Source organism: Planctomycetaceae bacterium (assembly GCA_021371795.1).
In the GTDB taxonomy this organism is placed as follows: Bacteria; Planctomycetota; Phycisphaerae; order Sedimentisphaerales; family UBA12454; genus UBA12454.
The window spans coordinates 19,991-41,653 of the sequence record JAJFVK010000026.1 but is presented as its reverse complement, the minus strand read 5'-3'; the positions used below and the strand labels follow the sequence as shown (position 1 = coordinate 41,653).

Below are 21,663 nucleotides of genomic sequence, written 5' to 3'. Positions count from 1 at the left end.
TTTGCCGAGCGGTGCAGAAGTAAAGTGCCATTATTTTGACAGAAAAAACCGTAATTTTGTGATAAAAGTTTCAAAAATTTACCTAAAAAAGTTTAACTGAAAATTATGCCTCTAAAATGCGATTTTTAGAGGTGGCCTTAAGATTTAAGATTGAAGAATGAAGATTTAAGGAACGCCTTCGGCGTGATATTTACAATAATCTTCCCCCTCTGATTTTTGCGTTCAAGGAGCAAAAATCCTAAAGACTCGGTGGTCTGCGACAATCTACAATATTCAATATTCATTTTATTAGTGTCTTTGTGCCTATTTTTTTATTTTACGTAACTGCGTTTATCGACGGGTTTATCGAGTTCGAACGCTTTGCAAACGGCAATCAGAGCATTGTCGCCCTGAACTTTGTCAACGAGGCAGCTTATTCTGATTTCGCTTGTGGTAATCGAATCGATATTAATTTTTTCTTTCGCAAGCGTGCTGAACATCATATTTGCAACGCCGTAATGTGTTCGCATACCGACGCCGATAATTGAAACTTCAGCGATATCATCGCGAAAGAAAACGCCTTCGCAGCCGACTTTCTCTTTGATTCCCTCAACGGCCTTTTTAGCGTCGCTGAAATCATTCTTGCTGACTGTGAATGAAATGTTCGCCTTCTGCTTGCTGACTTCGGTCTGAATAATATCGTTTACGCAGACTTTCGCTGACGCAAGATGCGCGAAAACCTTTGCCGCGTTGCCTGGTTTGTTGTTGACGCCGATTAAGCTGACTTTAGCGAGATTCTTTTCAATCGTCGCTCCGGATACAAGTATTCCTTCCATTTGCGGGACCTCATGAGTAATTAAAGTACCTTTTTTATCTGACATACTGCTTCTGACATGTATGATTACATTATATTTTTTGCCGAATTCAATCGACCTGCCGTGCATAACGCCTGCGCCGAGGCTTGCCATTTCGAGAACTTCATCGTAGCTGATCTGCTCGAGCTTTACCGCTTCTTTGAAGATTCGCGGGTCTGTGGTGTAAACGCCGTCAACGTCAGTATAAATATCGCATATATCAGCCTTCATCGCCGCTGCCAGCGCGACAGCGCTTGTGTCTGAACCGCCTCGGCCGAGTGTTGTGACGTCTTCGTTTTCGTCAATGCCCTGAAAGCCGGCAACTATAACAACATTGCCTTCATCGAGAGCTTTCTTCAGTCGTTTTGTATCGATACTTTTAATTCTGGCCTTTGTATGTACGCTGTCTGTGAGCATACGAATCTGCGCGCCGGTGAAACTAATAGCTTTTTGTCCCATCGCTTCGATAGCCATTGCAATCAGCGAAACTGTCTGCTGCTCGCCTGTGCTCAAAAGCTGATCCATCTCACGCTTTGGCGGATTTGGATTTACTTCCATCGCATCCCTAATCAGCTCGTCGGTCTGCTTGCCGCGGGCGGAAGCGACCATAATGACGTTTCTGCCCTGTTTGACTTCATTGATAGCCCTTTGCGCAGCTTTTTTTATGCGTTCTGCGTTGGCGACCGAAGTGCCGCCGAATTTCTGTACTACAAGTTCTTTTTTCTTAGCCATAAAATATTATGTTCCTAAAGTTGTATTAGCTCTTTAAAAAGTATTCCATCAATTCATAACCTTTTTCTATTTTCAAACCCGACTGGGCTGCAAAATTCTCTGTAAACGGTTTGCTGAGCAGGGGTCTTACGCCAGTTCCTGCCATCGCAAAAGGCACCGGCCCGCCAGTATGCGCCTGACCTTTGCAGGGCGTCGGATGGTCTGGCATAACCAGCATCCGCCAGCTATCGTATTTTTGCAGGGCATTATATACCGGAGCGACTACATACTTGTCAATACGCTCGACAGCTAATTTTTTCAGCTCCGCATTTCCCGCGTGGCCGGCTTCGTCCGGGCCTTCGATATGTATAAATACGAAATCATATTTTTCCAACGCGTCAATCGCCGCCTGTGCTTTGCCGTTGTAATTCGTATCCGCGAAACCTGTTGCGCCTTCAACCTTAACCAAATCAAAACCAATCAGCTTCGAAATGCCGCGGACGAGGTCAACGGCAGTAATCGTTGTGCCTCTTAAACCGAATCGGCTCTGGAAACTATCCATCGAAGCTTTTTTGCCCTGACCCCAGAGCCAAATAGAACTGACCTGATTTTCGCCGAGGTCTTTGCGAATTTTATTTATTTCATGTTCGGCCAAAATCTCTTTCGACTTCGCCATCAACTCGGTCAGTATCTCCGCGTTTTTGCCGCGAGGCAGATTTTTCTCCGCAGACTGGCCGATGATGTCGTGCGGCGGTTCTGTGTAAACGTCAAAATCCATTCCCTTGATTACGCAAAGATGACGGTAGCTTACGCCGGGGTAAAATTTTATTTTATCACTGCCGAGGGCTTTGTTCATGTCTTCGATAATTCTTGCGCCTTCGGGGCTCGAAATATGTCCTGCGCTGTGGTCAGCCATTTTGTTATCGGCGATTGTGACGAGATTGCACCTGAAGACCCAATCGGTCGGCTCAAGCTGAATGTTCATCGCGACGGCTTCGAGCGGCGCTCTGCCGGTGTAATATCTGTTCGGGTCGTAGCCGAGCAGGCTCATCATAGCGACGTCACTTCCGGGCGGCATTTTTTCGGGAACTGTCTGGACAAGTCCCAATTTGCCTGTCTTGCTGATGTTGTCGATGTTGGGAATGTCGGCCGCTTCGAAAACGGTTTTGCCGCCGAATTGTTCTATCGGTTCATCTGCTGCGCCATCTGGTATTATCAATACATACTTCATTCACTATCCTGTGGAATATCTACAATCCTTATGCAGACCGGTTCGCTTTTAACTATTTCAAGTTCTTTGAAATCAGCCAAAGCGGCGGTAACTTTTTTCTGCTGTGTCTGATGCGTAATTATAATCGCAGAAACAACGTTGTTCGAATGCTGCTCTTCGTGCTGGAGTACGCCCGAAAGGCTTATTTCGCGCTTTGCAAGAATAGACGTAATTTGCGCGAAAACGCCGGGCTTATCTGAAACGCGAAGCCTGATATAAAACCTGCTCATCAGTTCGTTGATGTTTGCGATTGTATTTTTATCTCTCGGCTCAAGCGTAAGATGCTCGAAAAGTTTTTTGGAGTTGCCCATCGCCACTTCGATAATGTCGGCGACAATCGCCGAGGCGGTCGGCATCATTCCGGCTCCGCGGCCATAGAACATCGTCTGGCCGACTGCGTGGCCGAAAATACTGACAGCGTTGAACGGGCCGTCAACACGTGCAAGCGCGCTTTCCGACGAAATGAACGACGGATGAACCCGCAGAGAAATTTTGCCTTCTGGTGTTCTTTGGCCGATAGCCAGCAGTTTGAGCGTATAGCCCATTTCCTTGCCATAGCGAATATCTGCGATATCGACGTTTTCAATGCCTTCGACGAAAATATCTTCCGGCAAAATCTCGCTGCCGAAACTGATTGACGAAAGAATCGCAAGTTTGTGCGCTGAATCTCCGCCGCTGATGTCGAGCGTCGGGTCTGCCTCGGCGTAACCTTTTTCCTGCGCCTGTTTGAGAGCGGCGCGGAAGGTTTCGTTCTTGTTCGTCATATTCGTGAGGATATAATTGCACGTTCCATTCACGATGCCATAAATAGCTTTGATTCTGTTTGCGGCAAGGCCGGTTCGTATCGCGGAGATAATCGGGATTCCGCCTGCGCAGCTCGCTTCGAATGCGATGCACTTGTCGGCTTTGTGAGCGGCTGTGTAAAGTTCGCTGCCGTGTTCTGCCAGCAGCGCTTTGTTTGCGGTAATGACATCTTTGCCGGCGGCGAGCATTTTTAACTGAATGTCTTTTGCGATTTTTGTTCCGCCTACAAGCTCAATAGCGATTTGAATCTCTTTATCGTTGAGTATGCTGTTTATGTCGCTTGTCAGAATTCCTGCAGGAAGTTTGACAGGGCGTTCTTTTGTGGTGTCCACGTCGACGATTTTGGCAAGCTCAAGTTTGATGCCGGTTCTTGCTTTGATGTAATCGGAATCTTCAAGCAGAATCTTTGCGACTCCGCTGCCGACGGTTCCAAATCCTATTAATCCAATTTTTATTGTTTTATCAGCCATAAAGTCTCTCAAGTTATGTTGGGATAAAAGGTTATCAAAAAAATGCCCGATAATCAAGCAAAATCAAATATCGAGTGTCAAGGGCTTTGAGGCCAGAATCTGCTCGAAATGCTCCTCGTTCAGGAATGAGGAATTTTTCTTTGAGCTATATTTTTTGAGCATTTTTATCGTTGCCTTGAGTTTTTTCTCTACCGGCGCGATAAAGTGATGGTTTTCTATCTCCAGCTCATACGCGCAAAGCGTTAATCTTTCGATTAGCGGTTTTTCCTCGGCGAATTTGCCGAGCTTGTATTTAGATTTGAAACTCGAAAGCATAATCGGCTCATTGCCGCTGTATAACGGGTCAATGGCTAATGGGAAACCTGCGTATTGAAAATGCACGCGAATCTGATGCGTTCTGCCTGTCAGCGGGCGGGCGGCGACGAGGGATACTCTGCCAAAATCAGCCAAAAGCTGCCAGCGGGTCTGCGATTCTTTGCCTTTTTTCATATCAACCGACATTTTTAGTACGTCTTTTTTGTCCTGCATAAGCGGGGCGTCAATTTCGCCGGTGGTTCCATCAGGTATGCCGGTTACCAGTGCCAGATAAATTTTTCTGACTTGGGATTCTTCGAAAAGCTGACAGTAACGCCGATGCGAATCAGCGTTTCTTGCCAGTACCATTATTCCGCTGGTGTCTTTGTCGAGCCGGTGGACGACAAGCGTGTCTTCAAAGCCGGGCTTTCGCTGAATCAATTCTATAATGCTGTCGTTTCCGCCGCGGTCGTGGGTAACGCTTACGCCGGCGGGCTTATCAATCGCCAATATGTCGTTGTCCTGATATATTATTTCCATCCCTAAATATATATCATATTTCATTTAAAATGCAAGTCGTTGGTAAGTAAATATTTATGCTAAATTCTCCTTTTAGGGTAAAAACAGGTATAGAACTATTGGGGAAAAATACGATTATAACTAATGACTGAACAATTGTTTTTGAATTACGTATCTGATTCTTGTTATATATTTTTAGAGTATGAGTATTTTTGAAAGGACTAACTGGATGAAACGTGAAAAGACTTTATTGGTGTTTCTATCAATTTTAACCATTTCTATTTTGTCGCCATTATGTCAGGCGGCTCCTGACAAAAAAGCGGATATTGAAACTTTGCGTAATACCGGCGAAGCATTTGCCGACATAGCGGAAAAGGTCAGTCCGGCCGTTGTGTTCATTAGTACAGAGCAGACATACACACAAAAGCTTCAATATTTTAATCCATTCGAAGATGATGAGTTTTTCCAGAGATTTTTCGGACCGCAGATGCGTCAGCGTCAGCAGCCGCAACAACAGCAGCCGAAAGAGCGCAAGCAGGTTCGCAGGGGACAGGGTTCTGGTTTTATCATCTCTGCCGACGGTTATATTCTTACCAATAATCACGTTGTAAAAGACGCCAATACAATTACAGTAAAACTTTCAGATGATAGAGAACTGAAAGCAAAAGTTGTAGGCACAGACCCTGAAACAGATATTGCGGTTATTAAAGTTGACGCTAAAGACCTGCCTTTTGCCGAACTTGGCGATTCAGATAAACTTCGTGTCGGCCAGTGGGTGCTGGCAATCGGCAATCCTTTTGGTTTGAGCCATACCGTAACGTCAGGCATTGTTTCAGCCAAGGGCAGGACGAATCTTGGTCTGCCAGATGTTCAGTTTCAGGATTTTATTCAGACTGACGCCGCCATTAACTTCGGCAATTCAGGCGGCCCGCTGATTAATATCGATGGAAAAGTTGTCGGCATAAACTCCGCGATATACAGCTCAAGCGGCGGATATATGGGAATCGGTTTTGCTGTGCCAATCAATATCGCCAAATATGTTTACGAGCAGATTGCCAAAGATGGAAAAGTTACACGAGGCTACATCGGAATTTTCGGCAAAGATGTAACGCCTGAAATGGCGGAGCTGCTTGGCGCAAAAGATGTAAAGAAAGGCGTTCTCGTTGATAGTCTGGTAAAAGACAGTCCTGCTGAAAAAGCCGAACTGCAAAAGGGCGATATCATTATCAAAAAAGACGGCAGGGAAATTGAAACCTGGGACGGTTTCAGAAATGAAGTGGCAAAACTTGCACCGGGAACAAAATTAAAATTAGCTGTGATCAGAGACGGCAAAGAAAAAGAATTTACGATTGAACTTGCGGCACGGCCGGGCAAAGAAATCGCAAAAGAAGAAGCACAGGAGGCCTCTGAAAAACTTGGCATAACGGTTCAGAATCTTACAGACGAGCTTGCTCAAAAATTTGACTATAAAGGCGAAACAGGCGTTATCGTTACCGAAGTTGGAGAAGGTTCGCCTGCTGAAGAATCGCAAATTGTGGCAGGCACGTTAATTATCGAAGTCAATCGCCAGAAAGTTAAAGACGTTGACGAGTTTTGGGCGGCTGTCAAGAAAGGCGGAAATTCACTCCTGTTCTATGTTCGTCAGGGTGATGTTTCCAGATATATCGTAGTGAAACTTGATGAGTAAATAAACTAAAGTATCTCGTATCTCGTGAAGTGTATCTCGAAAATCGCTTCACGAGATATTTTTTTTATAGGTTTGGGTAGGGGTATCGGTAAGGTTTTGTTGTCGTTATTTGGTGTTCGTGTTATGTCAACGAAACACCAAACCCACAACCGAGAACGCAACGTTACCGTTACCGCTGCCTACGACAACTTATTTTTGGTTGCAGCTATCCTGTGTCTGGGAAAATTCTTGATTAATTTTCTCTCAATGCCAGCGGCTTGCCGAGAATTTCCTGATACAAAATCGCGGTTCGCAAATCCTGCGGCGAAGATAAACTAATCAGCGTCTCTCTTTGTACTTCGGCGGCGTGTTCTGTATGCTTGTGTTTTTTTGCCTGCGGAACAGACTGCATTGCTGCCGACATGACATAAGCCGGCTGAACATATTCCGGCTGACGCGGCGGGGCAGCAACGTGCATTTTCTTTGGCTTTTGCGGAATGTATGCCGGCGGCTCTATGCGAACAGGCGGCGGCTCGAACATGTGCTCGCGAATCGGTTCTTCTTCCAGCGGCGGCGGTTCATCTGCCATAGGAATCTGCGGCTTGGGACGACCTGGTTCAGGAATGCCGTACCTTGCCCTGATTGCGGCCGCTCTCTCATCCCTTATCTGCTCAATGGTTTTGAACGCGTTTTTATCATAGGTATGAGTTGCATGATAAGCAGGTTTATGTTTCGGCAGTTCTTCATACGCCGTTGAATCGTCCGAAGAATCGCTATGTTGCTCTGAATAATCTTTTATCGCTGAAAAGACTTTCTTCAGGATGGCAAAGCCGAATATTACCGCCAGTATGATAAGCTGTTCCCAGCCTTCACTTTTTGCAAGAACATATTGTATTTCAATATTCATAAACTAACGACTACCAACTAACAACTATTTAAGTTATTCTTCTTTCTTCTGCGGCTTTGCAATGTTTTCTCTCATCGAGGTATCGGCCACGATATTTTTCATTTTGTAATAATCCATAATGCCGAGGTTGCCTTTTCTGAACGCTTCGGCCATTGCCAGCGGAACTTCAGCCTCTGCCAGAACAACCTTTGCACGGTTTTCCTGAACCAGCGCCCTCATTTCCTGTTCGCGTGCGACAGCCATAGCTCTGCGTTTTTCGGCTTCTGCGCGTGCTCTCGCAAGGTCTGCTTCCGCCTGTGCGGCCTGCAGTTTTGCACCGATGTTTTCGCCGACGTCGATGTCCGCGATATCAATCGAGAGAATTTCAAACGCTGTTCCGGCATCGAGACTTTTTGCCAGAACCTGCTTTGAAATATTGTCAGGATTTTCGAGTACGCTTTTGTGGGAGATTGCGCTGCCGATAGTTGTAACGATGCCTTCGCCGACACGAGCGATAATTGTCGGCTCGGTTGCACCGCCGATAAGCCGCTGAAGATTCGTACGAACCGTTACTCTCGCTTTCGCTTTTAACTGAATGCCATCCTGTGAAACCGCGTCAACTGTTTCGCGGCCTTTTGCAGGGTCTGGGCAATCGATAACTTTCGGATTAACCGAAGTCTGAACCGCGTCGAGAATATCTCGGCCGGCAAGGTCGATTGCTGTTGCGATCTTGAAAGTTAAATTTAAATTTGCCCTGTCAGCGGCGATTAAAGCCCGCACAACATTTGGCACTCTTCCGCCGGCAAGATAATGGCTTTCAAGGTCCCTCTGACTCAAATCAAGGCCTGCCTGAACCGCGGTGATTCTGCTTTGTACGATTGTTCGTGAATCGACTTTACGAAGCGTCATACCGACAAGCTCGCCGAACGAAACCGGTGCACCTGATAATTTGGCCTGCAGCCACAATTTGCCATAAGCCAGTATTATCAAAAGAAAGATAAAAGCAAATACAAGAAGAACAATAAAGCCCAGGCCTTTTAGGCTGATGGGCACTCCTCCTGCCAATAAAGCATAACTTAAAATATTCATTCTAAAATCCCTTCCTAAGAAAATTAAATATCAAATATCAAAATTAATTTTTTTATACTTCTCTTACTGTAAGTTGTGTTCCTTCAACTTTTATAACTTTTACGTTTTTGCCTTTCTCAACATATCCGCTTTCAGCGACACATTCAAACCTTTTCCCATCGAATTCACACATTCCTACCGGCCGCAGCGGACTTGCAGCCGTCGCGTTTTGGCCTAACAGGTGTTGCAACTGCTCGGAATCGGGAATACCTTCGCCGGTCTTTTTGCCTTTCGGCGCATCGAGCATCAACGATTTTCCTGCGCTTGTATGCGGCAGAATTTTATAAAAGATAAAAAACACCGCCGGTACGAGAATCGCCGATACAACCACGCCGAGCCAGCCTGCGTTTGTACTTATTTTAAAGAAGATTGAAATACCGCCGGCCAAAAAGCAGACCGCCAACATAAATATCAAGCCAAAACTCGGAATAAAAAACTCTACCGCGAACAGTATTCCGCAAATGATGATGAGTATTAAAGCTATTACTATCCACCAAATCATTTAAAATCCTTTTATATAATTTCCCGGACAACTATTTTGCTGCCCTGAATCTGAACAATCTTAACAGGTTTATCTTTTTGTATATAATCGCCTTCGGCGACAACATCGGCCATTGCATCGTCGAATTTTGCTTTGCCGGCAGGGCGGAGTATCGTAATCGCAACACCTGTCATTCCGATTTCGAGATTGGTTTCTTTTTCCGGCAGTGTCGTTACTTCCGCTTTCATTTTAACGCCGGGCTGCGCGGGAGCAAGTACCAGATTTTTCAAAAAAATGGTCTTTGGCAGAAATTTTGATAAAATGTATGCCACGACCGCGAAACCAAAAAAGCCGAGCATAAATCCGCCCGCGCCGCTTGAGAGCAAATTCCATTGCGAATTATTCAAATCAGGTTTCGGCCAGGGCAGTTCGTCCGGTCTGTTCGGCACGAGAATAGCGAAAATGCTGACGAGCATAAACAAAATGCCAAGTACGCCCGCGACGCCGAAGCCGGGCAGGATGAAAATTTCAATCGCCAGCAGAATAAGGCCGACCGCGAAAACAGCGACTTCCCACCACGTCGCCATACCGGTCAGAAATCTGCTGCCGAAAATAATCGCAAAGCAAACAATCGCAAGCAGTCCCGGCAGACCAACGCCCGGAGATTTCAACTCCATATAAACCGCCAGCATTCCGACCATAAGCAAAATCGCGCTGAAAGATGGATGATTTAACATTCTTACAAGCTGCTCCGACCAGTTCGGCTCAAGACGAATCATCGGCTCGGTAAATTTTACGCTGTCGCGTTCGGCCAGAAACGCCAAAGCCTCGTTGGCATCTTTTACAATCGCCCTCGCAACGCCGTATTCAAGAGCCTTTCGCGCGGTGAGCGTGAGAATCTCCTGCTCGCTGTCGATGAGTTCCTTTTTGTTTATATCATAAACATTGATGTTTTTCGGCAGATTTTCATCTTTGAAAAATTCATAATTGCCTGTTTCGAGATTTTTTACACGCCAGACTTTAATATGTCTGCTGACCATCGCTTCGAGCAGCGGTTCGGGATAATTATTCGCCTGCGCAGCCCGCTCGAAAACCGCGCGAACAAAACTCTCGGTCTTTTCGCGTTCGACATCGGGCATACCTTCGCCGCCCATTTGAATCGGTGCACAATCGCCGATAGTCGTGTTGCCACGCATAATTATGTCCTGGCAGGAAACGCTAATCATCGCGCCTGCGCTAATTGCCTCGGTATTGACATAAGCGACGGTTCGTGCTTTTTTGGATAGTTCGAGAATGAGGAATTTTGAAATATCGTCGGCGCTCTTGACTAGTCCGCCGTAGGTTTCGATTTCGAGGATAATATAGTTCGCGCCCATTTCGACAGCGGAGTTTGCCCTGCGTTTAATTGATGAATAAAGACCGTCATCGATAAGACCCGTGCAGGTGATAATTGCTGCTTTTACCTGATTTGAATCGGATGCAAGATTCGGGTCAAACAGCGAAACAGTATCCAAGTCCGCCTTGATAATAGAGGTGATAAAAACCACACACAACAAAATGAAAAGTAATTTTGTTCGCATTGGAGCAATTTTAACTTGTATTAGCTGACGGTACAAGAAAAATCCACATTGTTTTTTTAATGAATTGACAGCAGATTTAATTTAATTAAACTAACAGTCTCACGGTGCTGTTAAATGGATATATGATTTGTAACCTCTGGAAAAAGGTGGACTTAAATGAACAGGAAGCTGGCAATCTTTTTATTTGCTTTATCTTTTGTTTTCATAGGCAATTCTTTGGCATCTTCACAATCAGACAGCAATTCAGCCGTTTATGATTTGGTGCAACGTTTAGTACCCCAATGGAAAAACGCGATAAAGTTCGAGACGATTGCTGCTGACAGCGGCAAAGACGTGTTTGAACTGCAAAGCGTGGACGATAAATTGATTATCCGCGGCAACAACGTCTTGTCGCAGGCTGTCGGTTTAAACTGGTTCCTCAAATATTACTGCAACACATCAGTTTCATGGTACGCCCCAAGTCCTGTGCAGGTGCCGGACAGTATGCCGAAAGTGCCGGAAAAAGTTCGCCAGAACTGTAATTGCGAGTACAGGTTTTTCCTCAATTATTGCACTTTTGGCTACACGATGCCGTGGTGGGGCTGGGAGAAATGGGAACGGCTGATTGACTGGATGGCACTGAATGGCGTTAATATGCCGCTGGCTGTTACGGGTCAGGAAGCTATTTGGCAGAGAGTCTGGAAACAATTCGGGCTGACTGACGAGCAGATCAGAAGTTATTTCACAGGGCCTGCGCATTTACCGTGGCATCAAATGGCCAATATCGATAAATGGGGCGGGCCGCTGCCGCAAAGTTATATCGACAGGCAGTTTGAACTTCAGAAAAAGATATTGAAACGTCAACGCCAGCTTGGGATGAAACCTTTGTTAACCGCGTTTGCAGGCCATGTACCGGCTGCGCTGAAAGAATTAAATCCACAGGTGAAAATCACAAAGTTAGCTCCGTGGTGCGAATTTAGTGAAGAATATAATACTTATTTCCTTGACCAGACGGAACCGCTTTTTACGAAGATACAAAAAGTTTATCTCGAAGAGCAGACCAAAGCGTTCGGCACCGACCATTTTTACGGTGCAGACCCGTTTAATGAAATGGTTCCGCCAAGCTGGGAGCCGGAGTATCTGGCTTCTGTCGCGAAAACTATTTACAGTTCAATGACACAGGTTGACAAAGATGCGACGTGGGTGCAAATGGCCTGGCTGTTCTATTACCAGCGTAAAGACTGGACGCCGCCGCGCATCGAAGCGATGGTTAAAGCCGTGCCGCAGGATAAAATGATTCTGCTGGATTATTACTGCGAAAATCAGGAACTCTGGAAAACGACAAATGCTTTCTATGGTCAGCCCTATATCTGGTGCTATCTCGGCAATTTCGGCGGTTCAACTTCGATTGTCGGCAATGTCGACGAGGTCAGCCGATGGATGGCAAATGTTTTTACTGATGCAAACGCTGCAAATATCAAAGGTGTTGGCTCGACGCTCGAGGCGCTTAATCCAAATGTGGTGATGTGGGATTTTGTTTTGGAAAGACCCTGGCACGCGACGCCGCCGGATACGAATACATGGATAACTAAATTTGCCGACAGACGTTGCGGAGAAACTGACGCAAAATTGCAGCAGGCATGGCAAATCTTCAAGGACAAGGTTTATGTCTCTTATAGTACTTCACACGCCAGTACCATACTGCCCGCGCGTCCGGTTTTGAAAGGGTACGGAGGTCCGTTTACAAACGCGAAAATATATTATGACAATAAGGATTTGCTGAAAGTCTGGCAGTTAATGCTGGAAACGTCTGAAACCGGCCGAGACAGTTACAGGCACGACCTTGTCAGTGTTGTCTGTCAGGCTATGGGCAATTATGCGTTTTGTGTCAGGGACGCAATGACCGCCGCGTATGAAGCGGGCGAAAAAGAACTGTTTGAGCAAAAGGCCAACGAATTTTTGGGTATTATAAGGGATGTCGATTCGATAGCCGCGACCAGACCTGAAATGCTTCTGGGGGCATGGATTGCAGATGCCAAAAGTTTTGGCAAAAATAAATCAGAGCAGAAATATTATGAGCAAAACGCAAGAAATATTTTAACGACATGGGGTCAAAAAGGGCGTCTGCTGAACGATTATGCAAATCGTCATTGGGCCGGTTTGTTAGGCGATTATTATTACGGTCGATGGAACCTGCTCATAACCGAAGTCAGAACCGCAATGCAGGCAGGCAAAAAATTAGATGAGAAGAAATTCGCCGAAAGGATAGCAGATTTCGAATGGAACTGGACACAGGCGAACAATCATTTTGCCGACAAACCTTCAGGCGATAGTTTTGTGATTGCCAAAAAGATGTACGACAAATATGCCGACAGAATTAACAATTGTCCGGATGCGAATAATACGCAAAAACAATAATGAGGATTTAAATGCTGGAATTTCCAGAGAGGTATTTTTGTATTTGGCTGACAAATTGTCTTGTTTTGTCAAGCCAGTCTTTGACTTCTTCCGGGTTGAAAACGGCATTGTCAACATAATCGCCAGTTTGCCGGCTTTGAAACAAAAGGTCAAAGTGTTTGCCTGCCTCTTTCGATAACAGTCCTGTTTTAATGTAATCTTTGTGCAGAATGGCTCTCAAATGGCTGTGTTTGCTCGTGGATTTTTCATGACAAATCAGTACTGCGGAAACAGCATAAAAACAAGCATAATATAATCTATTGACATAGGTGTTTGTGTAACCTGAATTGAACAGCAATTCGGCTTCCTCAAGAGTCTGGAACGCTCTTTCGAGTCTGTATTTTGCCAGTTCTTTCAGTTCTTTTGTCAAACGGCAATTCCTTCTCTGTCTATGTTTTTATGGAATGGTGTTGCTCGCGACAGGGGACTATTCCATATATCTCTGCTTTGAACAACGAAACTTATCATTGCATCGGTGTCGAGTTCGATTGGGTAAATTTCGTCGAGAATTCTTTCGTTCAGGGATACGTCTGATTTTTGGTTCACAAGAATCAAAAGGTCATAATCGGATAATTCTTCAGCCTGACCTCTTGCACGAGAACCAAATAATATAATATCAGCGTCCGGTACTATTTTTTGTACCGCTGTTTTGCATTTATTCAGAACTGATTTATCGAAACTGACCATAATAATGATTATATCTCAAAATTTATCATAATCAACGATAATAGCATTAAACCAGTTTGCTTAAAATTTCCGTGCCTCTTATTAATTTGTCGTTGGTGGTCGTGAAGCACAGCCTGAAATGTGTGTCTTTTTGGCTGAATACGTTGCCGGGAATAATCAGAACGTTGTTCTTGATTGCCTTTTCGACAAATGCCGTGCTGTTTCCGCCGGGCGCTTTTACGAAAGAGTAAAATGCGCCTGCCGGTTTGACCAGCTCGAATTTGTCTTTCATACCTTTATAATAGATATCGCGTTTGGTTTTGTAGCCGCCGATTAAATCGCTGATATCATAGTCCAGAGCGGCAATTGCTGCCTGCTGGAATGGCGATGGTGCGCAGACGAAAGTGTATTGCTGAATCTTTGTCATCTCCTCGATTATCGGTTTCAAATGCGAAGGAGTCGCGACATACGCAAGCCGCCAGCCGGTCATCGCATAGCTCTTGCTGAAGCCTTTCATAAGAATGGTGTTCGGATAAATCGAAGCCATACTGGTGTATTTGCCGTCGTAGCAGAATCTGTCGTAAATTTCGTCCGACAGAACAAGCGTATCTCTTTTTGCAGCTATTTCCGCAAATGCTTTGAGTTCTTCGGCACTGTAAACTGCGCCTGTCGGATTGTTTGGCGAGTTGATAATAATAAGTTTGGTTTTGTCGGAGATTTTGTCCGCGATTTTTTCCGGATGCAGTTTGAAATCCGGATATGTGTCAATGAATACGCATTTTCCGCCGAGCAGGTGAACCAGATGTTTGTACATCACGAAATATGGGTCGGGGATAATGACCTCATCGCCGGGATTGATAAGAGCCATAATCGCCAGAAGCAATCCTCCGCTGACGCCGCTTGCGAAAAGAATAGCGGGGTCTTTCCAGCCGGTGTCTTTTGTTACCGATGTCGCGACTTTATCGCACAGGGCAGGGTCGCCGGCCGTTTGTGTGTATTTGTTTTTGCCGTGTCGGATGGCGTCGATAGCAACTTCCTTGAGCGCTTCGGGCACATCGAAGTCCGGCTGGCCAATCGAAAAATTGATAGGGTCTTTCATTGTCGCGGCAAGATTGAAAACTTTTCTTATACCGCTGGCGTCAATAAGTCTGGTTCTGTCTGCGAGATAATTTTTCATAAAAATGTCCGTACAAAAAATAACCAATAATCATTTTGGTTATTGGTTATAGTTAAAAATCTCAAATCTGAAATTTTAGATTATTTTTTGCCTGCCGGTTTGGCTGCCGGAGCCGCTTTACCTGCCGGAGCTGCGCCTTTAGCTGCTGGTGCGCCTGCTTTACCTGCTGCTGCCGGTGCTGCGCCTGCCGCTGGTGCTGCTTCAGCGGCTGCTGCTGCGCCCTTGGGCTCTTTCTTCTTCACAGCCATTTTTCTATTCGCTACTTTCGTGAGGCCAAACACGCTTTTGCCTTCTTCCCATCTTTCTTCTTCTTTCAGACGTTTAAGTCTTTCTGCACGTGTAAGAACATTGCGATGCCTTACTAAAGCACCCTTAAGTTTCAGTGAACGATCAATTGACATTTTCTTTCCTTTAAAATATTAAATATCAAATTTTAAATATTAAATCTATTTAACTTTCATTCCGTATACGTCCTGGAACGGCTTGGGGCCAAAAGACTCAAGTCCCGAACCTGGCGGCGATTTATAATTCGCACCAACGGACATAATTTTCTTTTTCATTTCATAGCCATCAGTGCCGGCTTTGTTGATACTGTCATAGCGATTCTGCGTTACCAAAAGATAACTGCGGTTCTGGTCCGATTTAATAATTTCGGTCGCTATTCCATATTGAGCAAAATACGCTTTAACCGGCTCCAGATGCGACTGCACATTATAGCTTGCAATCACAATCGCGTTATCGCCCATCGGCTCGACTAATTTTGGCGTTTTCGCTTCAGCAACGGCAGGGGCGGTATTAACCACCACCGGAACCGTCGGCTTAATATCGTCAAGCCTGATTGCCGCCGGCGGCTGCTTTTCTTCAGGTTTGGCAGATGTACTCATCCGGCCCAATCTGAAAAAGACCAAAAAAATCGCCGCTAAAGCCAATACACTCAATCCCGCTATCTGCCACGAAAGACATAACTCAATCCTGTCGGGATATATCCGCACAGGCTTCTGTCTGCCGGTCCAAACGGCTTCTTGTCTGGCGGGTTTTGTTATAGTTTCCGCTTTAACAGGTTCTTTAGCAACTTCTTTAACGGCTTCAGTTACTACAGGCTCAAGCTGAACAGGCTTGATTTCAACAGGTTCAATTTTCACAGGTTCTTCCGCAACCTTTTGTTGTTCAACGACTTGCGCGGGCGGCTGAACGGTCGGTTTTACTCCGATTCGATCCAGTGCCTTTTGCTGTGCATCCTTAAACCTGTTCCTGTTTATAACTTCGTAAAGCGCAGCTTGTCTGGGATTTCTTGCCATAAACAGCGAAAGATAACCTATTTTTGTCCATCTTTCAATAGGAAAATTCAATAATCCAATACCTTATTTTGAGATATAAGGATAAGATTGGTTGTGTTTGCGTGTTGAAGTTTAACGGCCGAAGGTATTTATCCCTGTGAATACGATTTGTGCCGCCAGTGCTGAAAGTACCAGACCTGTCAGTTTCGTAAGAACTGAAATTCCTTTTGAGCCGAGAATTTTTTCCAGTTGTGATGCCCCCAAAAGGATAAAACCTACGAGCATAATGGCACAGAATAAAGCTGAACTGGCGACAATTTTTGCAGTACCGCTGATTTCCGTACCCATAACAAGCAATGTTCCAATTGTTCCCGGCCCGATTGTAAGCGGTATGGCCAGAGGCACAACGGATATGTCTTCCGCTTCAGATGCGGCCGGCGGTTGATGGGTTTGAACAAGCGATACCGCAGACAGAAACAGCAGGGCGCCTGCTCCAATTTGAAATGACTGGAGAGTGATACCGAGGAGCTTGAATATGATATTCCCGAAATAAAACAGTATGAAAGCTATAACCAATATTGCCAGAATTGTGCGTATGACTATAGTTCTGCGGGCATGTGCCGATAGTGTCCGTGTCATCGATAACACCATCGACATTACGAAAAATGGTGTTAGCAGAAAGAACATTTTAATTAGGGTATTTATAAATAAATTCACCATTTTAATTCCTGAATTGTAAAATAATACATAATCTCAAATAAGTAACGAAAAGCATAATGGCACCATAATAAGGGAACTTGCAGAATAAAAAAGTAAAAAAGTGGTATTGGTGATATGTGTTTTTTTAAAAAAATAAAGCAAAAAAATATCTTTATTGGCTGTATATCTGTAAAAAATTGTCCTTGACAATGGAGGCAAACTAAACTTTAATATGCGAAAATTCTGAGCAATGTGGCACTAACAGGCCTGTAAATGGCGAGAACACGCCCGAATCCCGTTTGAGCGGGATTGTTTTTTTTAATAACCTTTATGGTAGTAAAATAAAAGCTTAGGATATAAAGCTAAAAACTGTGGAATTGCCTGCGGGCAAAACTGTATAAATAAACCTTTAACCGGAGAATTTATAGATGTTACCGGCAAAAAAAACCAGTAAAACACGGACACATTCAAGAAGAAGTCATCAGGCTTTAAAAGCTGTGAACTTATCAGTATGCAAAAAGTGCAGCAGTCCCAAACTGCCGCACGCAGCCTGCTCGAATTGCGGTTATGTGAACTCAAAAATCACACTTAAACTTGCAAAATCCGAGGAGAATGCCTAACAATGCGAATCGCAATTGACGCCATGGGCGGCGATTTTGCACCGGATGAAATTCTGGCCGGTGTTATAGAATCGATACAGTATATCGAGAAAGGTGATAGTCTAATCCTGCTCGGACCTGCTGAAGTTATCGAATCAAAAATTGGCCCCAAAGACCTCAAGAAATACGCGGATGTAATCCGAATCGTCAACGCACCTGAAATTATCGGGATGGACGAATCTCCAGTTGAAGCTCTGCGAAAGAAACGCAACAGTTCTATCGCTATTATGAACAAAATGGCGGCAGAGGGTGAAGTGGACGCGGTTATTTCAGCCGGCAATACCGGCGCGTGCGTTGCGGCAAGTCAGTTACGAATGCGAAACATTGAAGGCGTGAACAGGCCGGGCATTGCGGTTGTTTTTCCGACTTTCGAAGGGCCGGTAACGATGTGCGATGTTGGCGCGAATATTTCCTGCAAGCCGATGAATTTTTATCAGTACGCGATTATGGCTTCGATGTACTCCAGGCACGTTCTCGGAATCGAGAATCCTCGCGTGGGCATTATGAGTATAGGTGAAGAAGAGGCTAAAGGCAGCGAAGTAGTCAAAAAGGCAAGAGAGTTAATCAGAAGCGATTCAAAAATCAATTTTATCGGCAACATCGAAGGTCGTGATATTTTCAAAGGCAAATGCGATGTTGCGATATGCGATGGTTTTGTCGGTAATGTCGTTTTGAAGCTTACCGAAGGTTTGGTTGACGGCCTCTTTAAGGTTATCAAGCACGAGTTGATGAATCAATCTATGATTCTTGCTCTGAAGTTCAGGCCTGTGATGATGAAGATGTATCAGAAGTACGATTATCACGAATACGGCGGCGCACCGCTGCTGGGCGTGAATGGTACAGTGATGATTTGTCACGGTTCGAGCAAGGCAAGAACTATAAAGAATGCGATTAACGCGGTACGTAAATTCCACAAAATGCAAATCAATGACAAAATAAAAGAATACCTGGCAACAACAAATGTTAAGGGCGTCGATGAACATTATCAAAACATCTGATTCCATGTTTAGGGCTGTGATTGCCGGCACTGGTTCGTTCATACCTGAAAAACAGCTCACGAATGATGATCTGACAAAAATGGTCGAAACCAACGATGAGTGGATTACAACCAGAACAGGAATCAAAGTCCGTCATATAGCAAATGAAAATCAATCGACAGCACTGCTGGCAACGGAAGCTGCGAAAAGAGCCATCGAAAGCGCGAAGATAGCACCTGAAGATATCGAGATGATTGTTAACGCGACGATTACACCTGAAATGGTGTTTCCGTCGACGGCCTGTTTTGTGCAGGATATGCTCGGAGCGAAAAACGCCTGGGCGTTCGATATTTCGGCTGCGTGCAGCGGTTTCGTTTATGGCTTGAGCATCGCGCAGCAGTTTGTTACTTCGGGCAAATACGATAACGTACTTGTTATCGGTGCCGAGACACTTAGTAAAATTACAGATTACAAAGACAGAAAAAGCTGTATTCTCTTCGGCGATGGGGCAGGCGCTGCGATTATTAAAAAAGGTGATGCGGCCGGTTCAAAAGGCATATTTTACAGTACTTGCGGTGCCGATGGTTCGGGCTGGAAGTCATTATACTGCTCGGCGTACGGAAGCAGAAACCCCGTAAGCAAGCCTTTGGAAGACCCAAATTCTGTCTATATGAAAATAAACGGCAGAGAAGTTTATCAAATGGCAGTTCGCAAAATTATCGAAACTGTTGAAACCTGTCTGAAAGACTGCAATCTGTCGGTCAGCGATATAGATATGTTTATACCACACCAGATGAACGCAAGAATTATCGAGTCTGTCGCAAAGAGACTTGAACTTGCGGATGAAAAAGTTTTTATAAATATAGATAAGTACGGAAACACCTCGGCAGCATCGATCCCTATCGCTCTTGATGAAAGCGTTCGGCAGGGCAGAATCAAAAAAGGCGATATTGTTCTGCTTGTCGCGTTCGGCGGTGGATTGACTTGGGGCGCTAACGTTATTGAATTTTGATTTTGTCAGGGAAGAAGATGTCAGAAAAAATTGCATACATATTTCCGGGTCAGGGCGCACAGTTGGTAGGCATGGGCAAGGACTTTTATGCTGCCGAACCGATAGCTAAGGAATTTTTCGACAAAGCGGACGCAATCACAGGCTCTGCTCTTTCGCAAATTTGTTTTGAAGGGCCGGAAGACAAACTTAACTCAACGACGATTTCCCAGCCGGCGATTTTCGCAATGTCTGTCGCAGTTCTGGAAGTTCTTAAATCGAAAGGTCTGCTCAAACCGGCGAACGTAACCGCGGGGCTAAGTCTCGGCGAGTACACAGCGTTGTATGCAGCAGGCTTAATCAGTTTTGAAGACGGCCTGAAACTTGTGCAGAAACGCGGACAGGCAATGCAGGCCGCGGCTGACGCAACAAAGGGTTCGATGGTAAGCATCATCGGCCTTGAAGCTGACGTTGTCGGAAAGCTTTGTGCGGAAGCATCGCAGGGCGAGCTTTTGAGCTGTGCGAATTTTAACTGCTCGGGACAGATTGTTATTACCGGAGCGGTTGACGCGTGCAAACGTGCGCTTGGACTCGCTGAAAAATACGGAGCAATGAAGGCGATTGAGCTGAAAGTTGCCGGTGCGTTTCATTCTGAAATGATGAAGCCTGCCGCTGAAGAACTCAAACAGGCGATTGCTCAATGCAAAATCAACGACCCGAAAGATATATCTGTAATCGCGAATGTGAACGCGGAATATTATTGGAATAAAGATGAGATTGCACAGGGACTTGTAAAGCAGTTGACAGGCGCGGTGCTTTGGCAGAAGTGTATGGAAAAACTTCTGGCCGATGGCGTAACGAAATTTTACGAAATCGGACCGAACAAAGTGCTTACAGGATTGATGAGAAGAATCAGCAGGAGAACGGATATTGTAAATGTAAATGATGTTGAAAGTATGAAGAAATTAACGGAGTAAATAATGGCTGAAGAAAAAAGATTAGCGGTTGTAACAGGTGCCGCACGTGGAATAGGCAGGGCGATTGTGATGGAACTGCTCAAGCAGGGCAGAATTGTTGCCGGTCTGGATTTAAACGCAGAACAGCTTAAAGAACTTGAAAAAGTTTGCAGCGAAGCCGGTTACAGCGTAATTACCAAATGCGTTGATATTACGAAAACAGACAAGCTCAACGAAGTTATGGAAGAGCTTTCAAAAGAGTACAATGGTATCGGTATCCTTGTAAATAACGCAGGTATTACAAGAGATAGATTAATGATGCAGATGAGCGATGACGAATATGATATTCTGATGAACGTAAACCTGCGTGCTGCGTTTATGGCGACAAGGGCGGCATTAAGGCCGATGATTCGCAATAAATTCGGCAGAATTATCAGCATCAGTTCGATCGCGGGCATTATGGGCCAGGCCGGCAGCGCGAATTATGCTGCAAGCAAGGCAGGCCTTATCGGTATGACAAAATCGGTCGTCCGTGAAGTCGCAAAGAAGGGCATTACCGCCAATTGCGTAGCTCCGGGCTTCATTTTGACTGATATGACTGCTATTTTGCCGGATATGGTTAAGGAAGCGGCTATGGCCATCATCCCGGCTAAAAAATTGGGTACGCCGGAAGATGTTGCCAAAGCGGTAGCTTTTCTTGCAAGTGACGACAGCGGCTATGTTAATGGACAGGTTTTGCAGGTCGATGGCGGAATGGCGATGTAATGGGATTAAAATACCTGCTGGTATTAAATAAAAAAATGATTGCAAGAAACAGCGTTGGCAGTTATATTACCGCCCTAATAATCAGACGGTATAAAAGATATAGGAATTGTTAATTTAGGATATTTTTTTTAATCAAGGAGTTGAAAAGTGAGTATTGACGTCCAAAGTATAGAAAAAAAGGTTATCAAGATAGTAGCAGAACAGATGGGTGCGGAAGAGTCCACGATTACACGTGAGACTTCGTTCATCAACGACCTTAACGCCGACTCACTGGATACTGTTGAGCTTGTTATGGAGTTTGAAGATGAGTTCGATACGAGCATTCCAGACGAAGAAGCTGAGAAGATTCAGACTGTAGGCGCTGCTATCGATTACATCGTCAGCGTATTAAAACAAAAAGAACAAGCATAGTTCAGGCAGA

Annotated in this window: 22 protein-coding genes; 8 read left to right on the top strand and 14 right to left on the bottom strand. The window is 45.0% G+C overall.

Annotated elements, in window-relative coordinates:
• Window positions 1-311: 311 nt before the first annotated feature.
• From LLF92_12525 to LLF92_12510, 4 genes are all read right to left on the bottom strand, one after another.
• On the bottom strand, window positions 312-1,565 hold the full coding sequence (locus LLF92_12525; protein MCE5341929.1) for an aspartate kinase: 1,254 nt from the start codon (window positions 1,563-1,565) through the stop codon (window positions 312-314).
• Window positions 1,566-1,590: 25 nt separating this feature from the next.
• Window positions 1,591-2,775 (bottom strand): cofactor-independent phosphoglycerate mutase, encoded by a 1,185-nt coding sequence (locus tag LLF92_12520; protein MCE5341928.1) that lies wholly within the window; start codon window positions 2,773-2,775, stop codon window positions 1,591-1,593.
• The gene (locus tag LLF92_12515) at window positions 2,772-4,088 is read right to left on the bottom strand and encodes a homoserine dehydrogenase (GenBank protein MCE5341927.1); all 1,317 of its coding nucleotides are present in this window, start codon (window positions 4,086-4,088) and stop codon (window positions 2,772-2,774) included. Before LLF92_12515 ends, LLF92_12520 begins: the two co-directional genes overlap by 4 nt.
• A gap of 63 nt (window positions 4,089-4,151) precedes the next feature.
• Window positions 4,152-4,946, bottom strand: coding sequence for an RNA pseudouridine synthase (locus tag LLF92_12510; protein MCE5341926.1), 795 nt, complete (start codon window positions 4,944-4,946; stop codon window positions 4,152-4,154).
• A 184-nt stretch (window positions 4,947-5,130) separates the two neighbouring features.
• On the opposite strand from LLF92_12510, the gene LLF92_12505 reads away from it, so the two are divergent.
• Window positions 5,131-6,588 (top strand): DegQ family serine endoprotease, encoded by a 1,458-nt coding sequence (locus LLF92_12505; GenBank protein ID MCE5341925.1) that lies wholly within the window; start codon window positions 5,131-5,133, stop codon window positions 6,586-6,588.
• Window positions 6,589-6,820: 232 nt separating this feature from the next.
• On the opposite strand, the gene LLF92_12500 is transcribed toward LLF92_12505, so the two are convergent.
• The 4 genes from LLF92_12500 to LLF92_12485 are packed head-to-tail and all read right to left on the bottom strand — an operon-like array spanning window position 6,821 to window position 10,642.
• Entirely contained in the window at window positions 6,821-7,474 is a 654-nt protein-coding gene (locus LLF92_12500; GenBank protein MCE5341924.1) for a hypothetical protein, read from the bottom strand.
• A gap of 33 nt (window positions 7,475-7,507) precedes the next feature.
• A complete protein-coding gene (gene floA, locus LLF92_12495) occupies window positions 7,508-8,542 on the bottom strand; it encodes a flotillin-like protein FloA (GenBank protein ID MCE5341923.1) in 1,035 nt (344 codons plus the stop codon).
• Between the two features lie 52 nt (window positions 8,543-8,594).
• Window positions 8,595-9,083, bottom strand: coding sequence for a hypothetical protein (locus tag LLF92_12490; protein MCE5341922.1), 489 nt, complete (start codon window positions 9,081-9,083; stop codon window positions 8,595-8,597).
• An 11-nt stretch (window positions 9,084-9,094) separates the two neighbouring features.
• On the bottom strand, window positions 9,095-10,642 hold the full coding sequence (locus tag LLF92_12485) for a hypothetical protein (GenBank protein ID MCE5341921.1): 1,548 nt from the start codon (window positions 10,640-10,642) through the stop codon (window positions 9,095-9,097).
• A gap of 156 nt (window positions 10,643-10,798) precedes the next feature.
• On the opposite strand from LLF92_12485, the gene LLF92_12480 reads away from it, so the two are divergent.
• Window positions 10,799-13,039 (top strand): alpha-N-acetylglucosaminidase, encoded by a 2,241-nt coding sequence (locus LLF92_12480; GenBank protein ID MCE5341920.1) that lies wholly within the window; start codon window positions 10,799-10,801, stop codon window positions 13,037-13,039.
• Window positions 13,040-13,046: 7 nt separating this feature from the next.
• Here LLF92_12480 and LLF92_12475 read toward each other — a convergent pair whose 3' ends face one another.
• The 6 genes from LLF92_12475 to LLF92_12450 form a co-directional block, all read right to left on the bottom strand.
• On the bottom strand, window positions 13,047-13,448 hold the full coding sequence (locus LLF92_12475; GenBank protein ID MCE5341919.1) for a HEPN domain-containing protein: 402 nt from the start codon (window positions 13,446-13,448) through the stop codon (window positions 13,047-13,049).
• The gene (locus tag LLF92_12470; GenBank protein MCE5341918.1) at window positions 13,445-13,765 is read right to left on the bottom strand and encodes a nucleotidyltransferase domain-containing protein; all 321 of its coding nucleotides are present in this window, start codon (window positions 13,763-13,765) and stop codon (window positions 13,445-13,447) included. Before LLF92_12470 ends, LLF92_12475 begins: the two co-directional genes overlap by 4 nt.
• Window positions 13,766-13,811: 46 nt before the next feature.
• Window positions 13,812-14,921: an aminotransferase class I/II-fold pyridoxal phosphate-dependent enzyme gene (locus tag LLF92_12465; protein MCE5341917.1), complete on the bottom strand. Its 1,110-nt coding sequence runs from the start codon at window positions 14,919-14,921 to the stop codon at window positions 13,812-13,814.
• A gap of 80 nt (window positions 14,922-15,001) precedes the next feature.
• Window positions 15,002-15,322 carry a small basic protein gene (locus LLF92_12460; GenBank protein MCE5341916.1) on the bottom strand — a complete coding sequence of 107 codons (321 nt, stop codon included), beginning with the start codon at window positions 15,320-15,322 and terminating at the stop codon, window positions 15,002-15,004.
• Window positions 15,323-15,367: 45 nt separating this feature from the next.
• Complete coding sequence (locus tag LLF92_12455) at window positions 15,368-16,270, bottom strand: hypothetical protein (protein MCE5341915.1); 903 nt, start codon at window positions 16,268-16,270, stop codon at window positions 15,368-15,370.
• A gap of 60 nt (window positions 16,271-16,330) precedes the next feature.
• On the bottom strand, window positions 16,331-16,918 hold the full coding sequence (locus LLF92_12450) for a MarC family protein (GenBank protein ID MCE5341914.1): 588 nt from the start codon (window positions 16,916-16,918) through the stop codon (window positions 16,331-16,333).
• A 407-nt stretch (window positions 16,919-17,325) separates the two neighbouring features.
• Between LLF92_12450 and rpmF the strand changes: the two genes are divergently transcribed.
• The 6 genes from rpmF to acpP all read left to right on the top strand — a co-directional run bounded on the left by rpmF (window position 17,326) and on the right by acpP (window position 21,653).
• Entirely contained in the window at window positions 17,326-17,517 is a 192-nt protein-coding gene (rpmF, locus tag LLF92_12445; protein ID MCE5341913.1) for a 50S ribosomal protein L32, read from the top strand.
• A 2-nt stretch (window positions 17,518-17,519) separates the two neighbouring features.
• Window positions 17,520-18,554 carry a phosphate acyltransferase PlsX gene (gene plsX / locus LLF92_12440; GenBank protein ID MCE5341912.1) on the top strand — a complete coding sequence of 345 codons (1,035 nt, stop codon included), beginning with the start codon at window positions 17,520-17,522 and terminating at the stop codon, window positions 18,552-18,554.
• A 4-nt stretch (window positions 18,555-18,558) separates the two neighbouring features.
• Window positions 18,559-19,545 carry a ketoacyl-ACP synthase III gene (locus LLF92_12435; protein ID MCE5341911.1) on the top strand — a complete coding sequence of 329 codons (987 nt, stop codon included), beginning with the start codon at window positions 18,559-18,561 and terminating at the stop codon, window positions 19,543-19,545.
• A gap of 17 nt (window positions 19,546-19,562) precedes the next feature.
• Window positions 19,563-20,498 carry an ACP S-malonyltransferase gene (gene fabD, locus LLF92_12430; protein MCE5341910.1) on the top strand — a complete coding sequence of 312 codons (936 nt, stop codon included), beginning with the start codon at window positions 19,563-19,565 and terminating at the stop codon, window positions 20,496-20,498.
• Window positions 20,499-20,501: 3 nt separating this feature from the next.
• Complete coding sequence (gene fabG / locus LLF92_12425; protein MCE5341909.1) at window positions 20,502-21,242, top strand: 3-oxoacyl-[acyl-carrier-protein] reductase; 741 nt, start codon at window positions 20,502-20,504, stop codon at window positions 21,240-21,242.
• A gap of 147 nt (window positions 21,243-21,389) precedes the next feature.
• The gene (acpP, locus tag LLF92_12420) at window positions 21,390-21,653 is read left to right on the top strand and encodes an acyl carrier protein (GenBank protein MCE5341908.1); all 264 of its coding nucleotides are present in this window, start codon (window positions 21,390-21,392) and stop codon (window positions 21,651-21,653) included.
• Window positions 21,654-21,663: the final 10 nt, after the last annotated feature.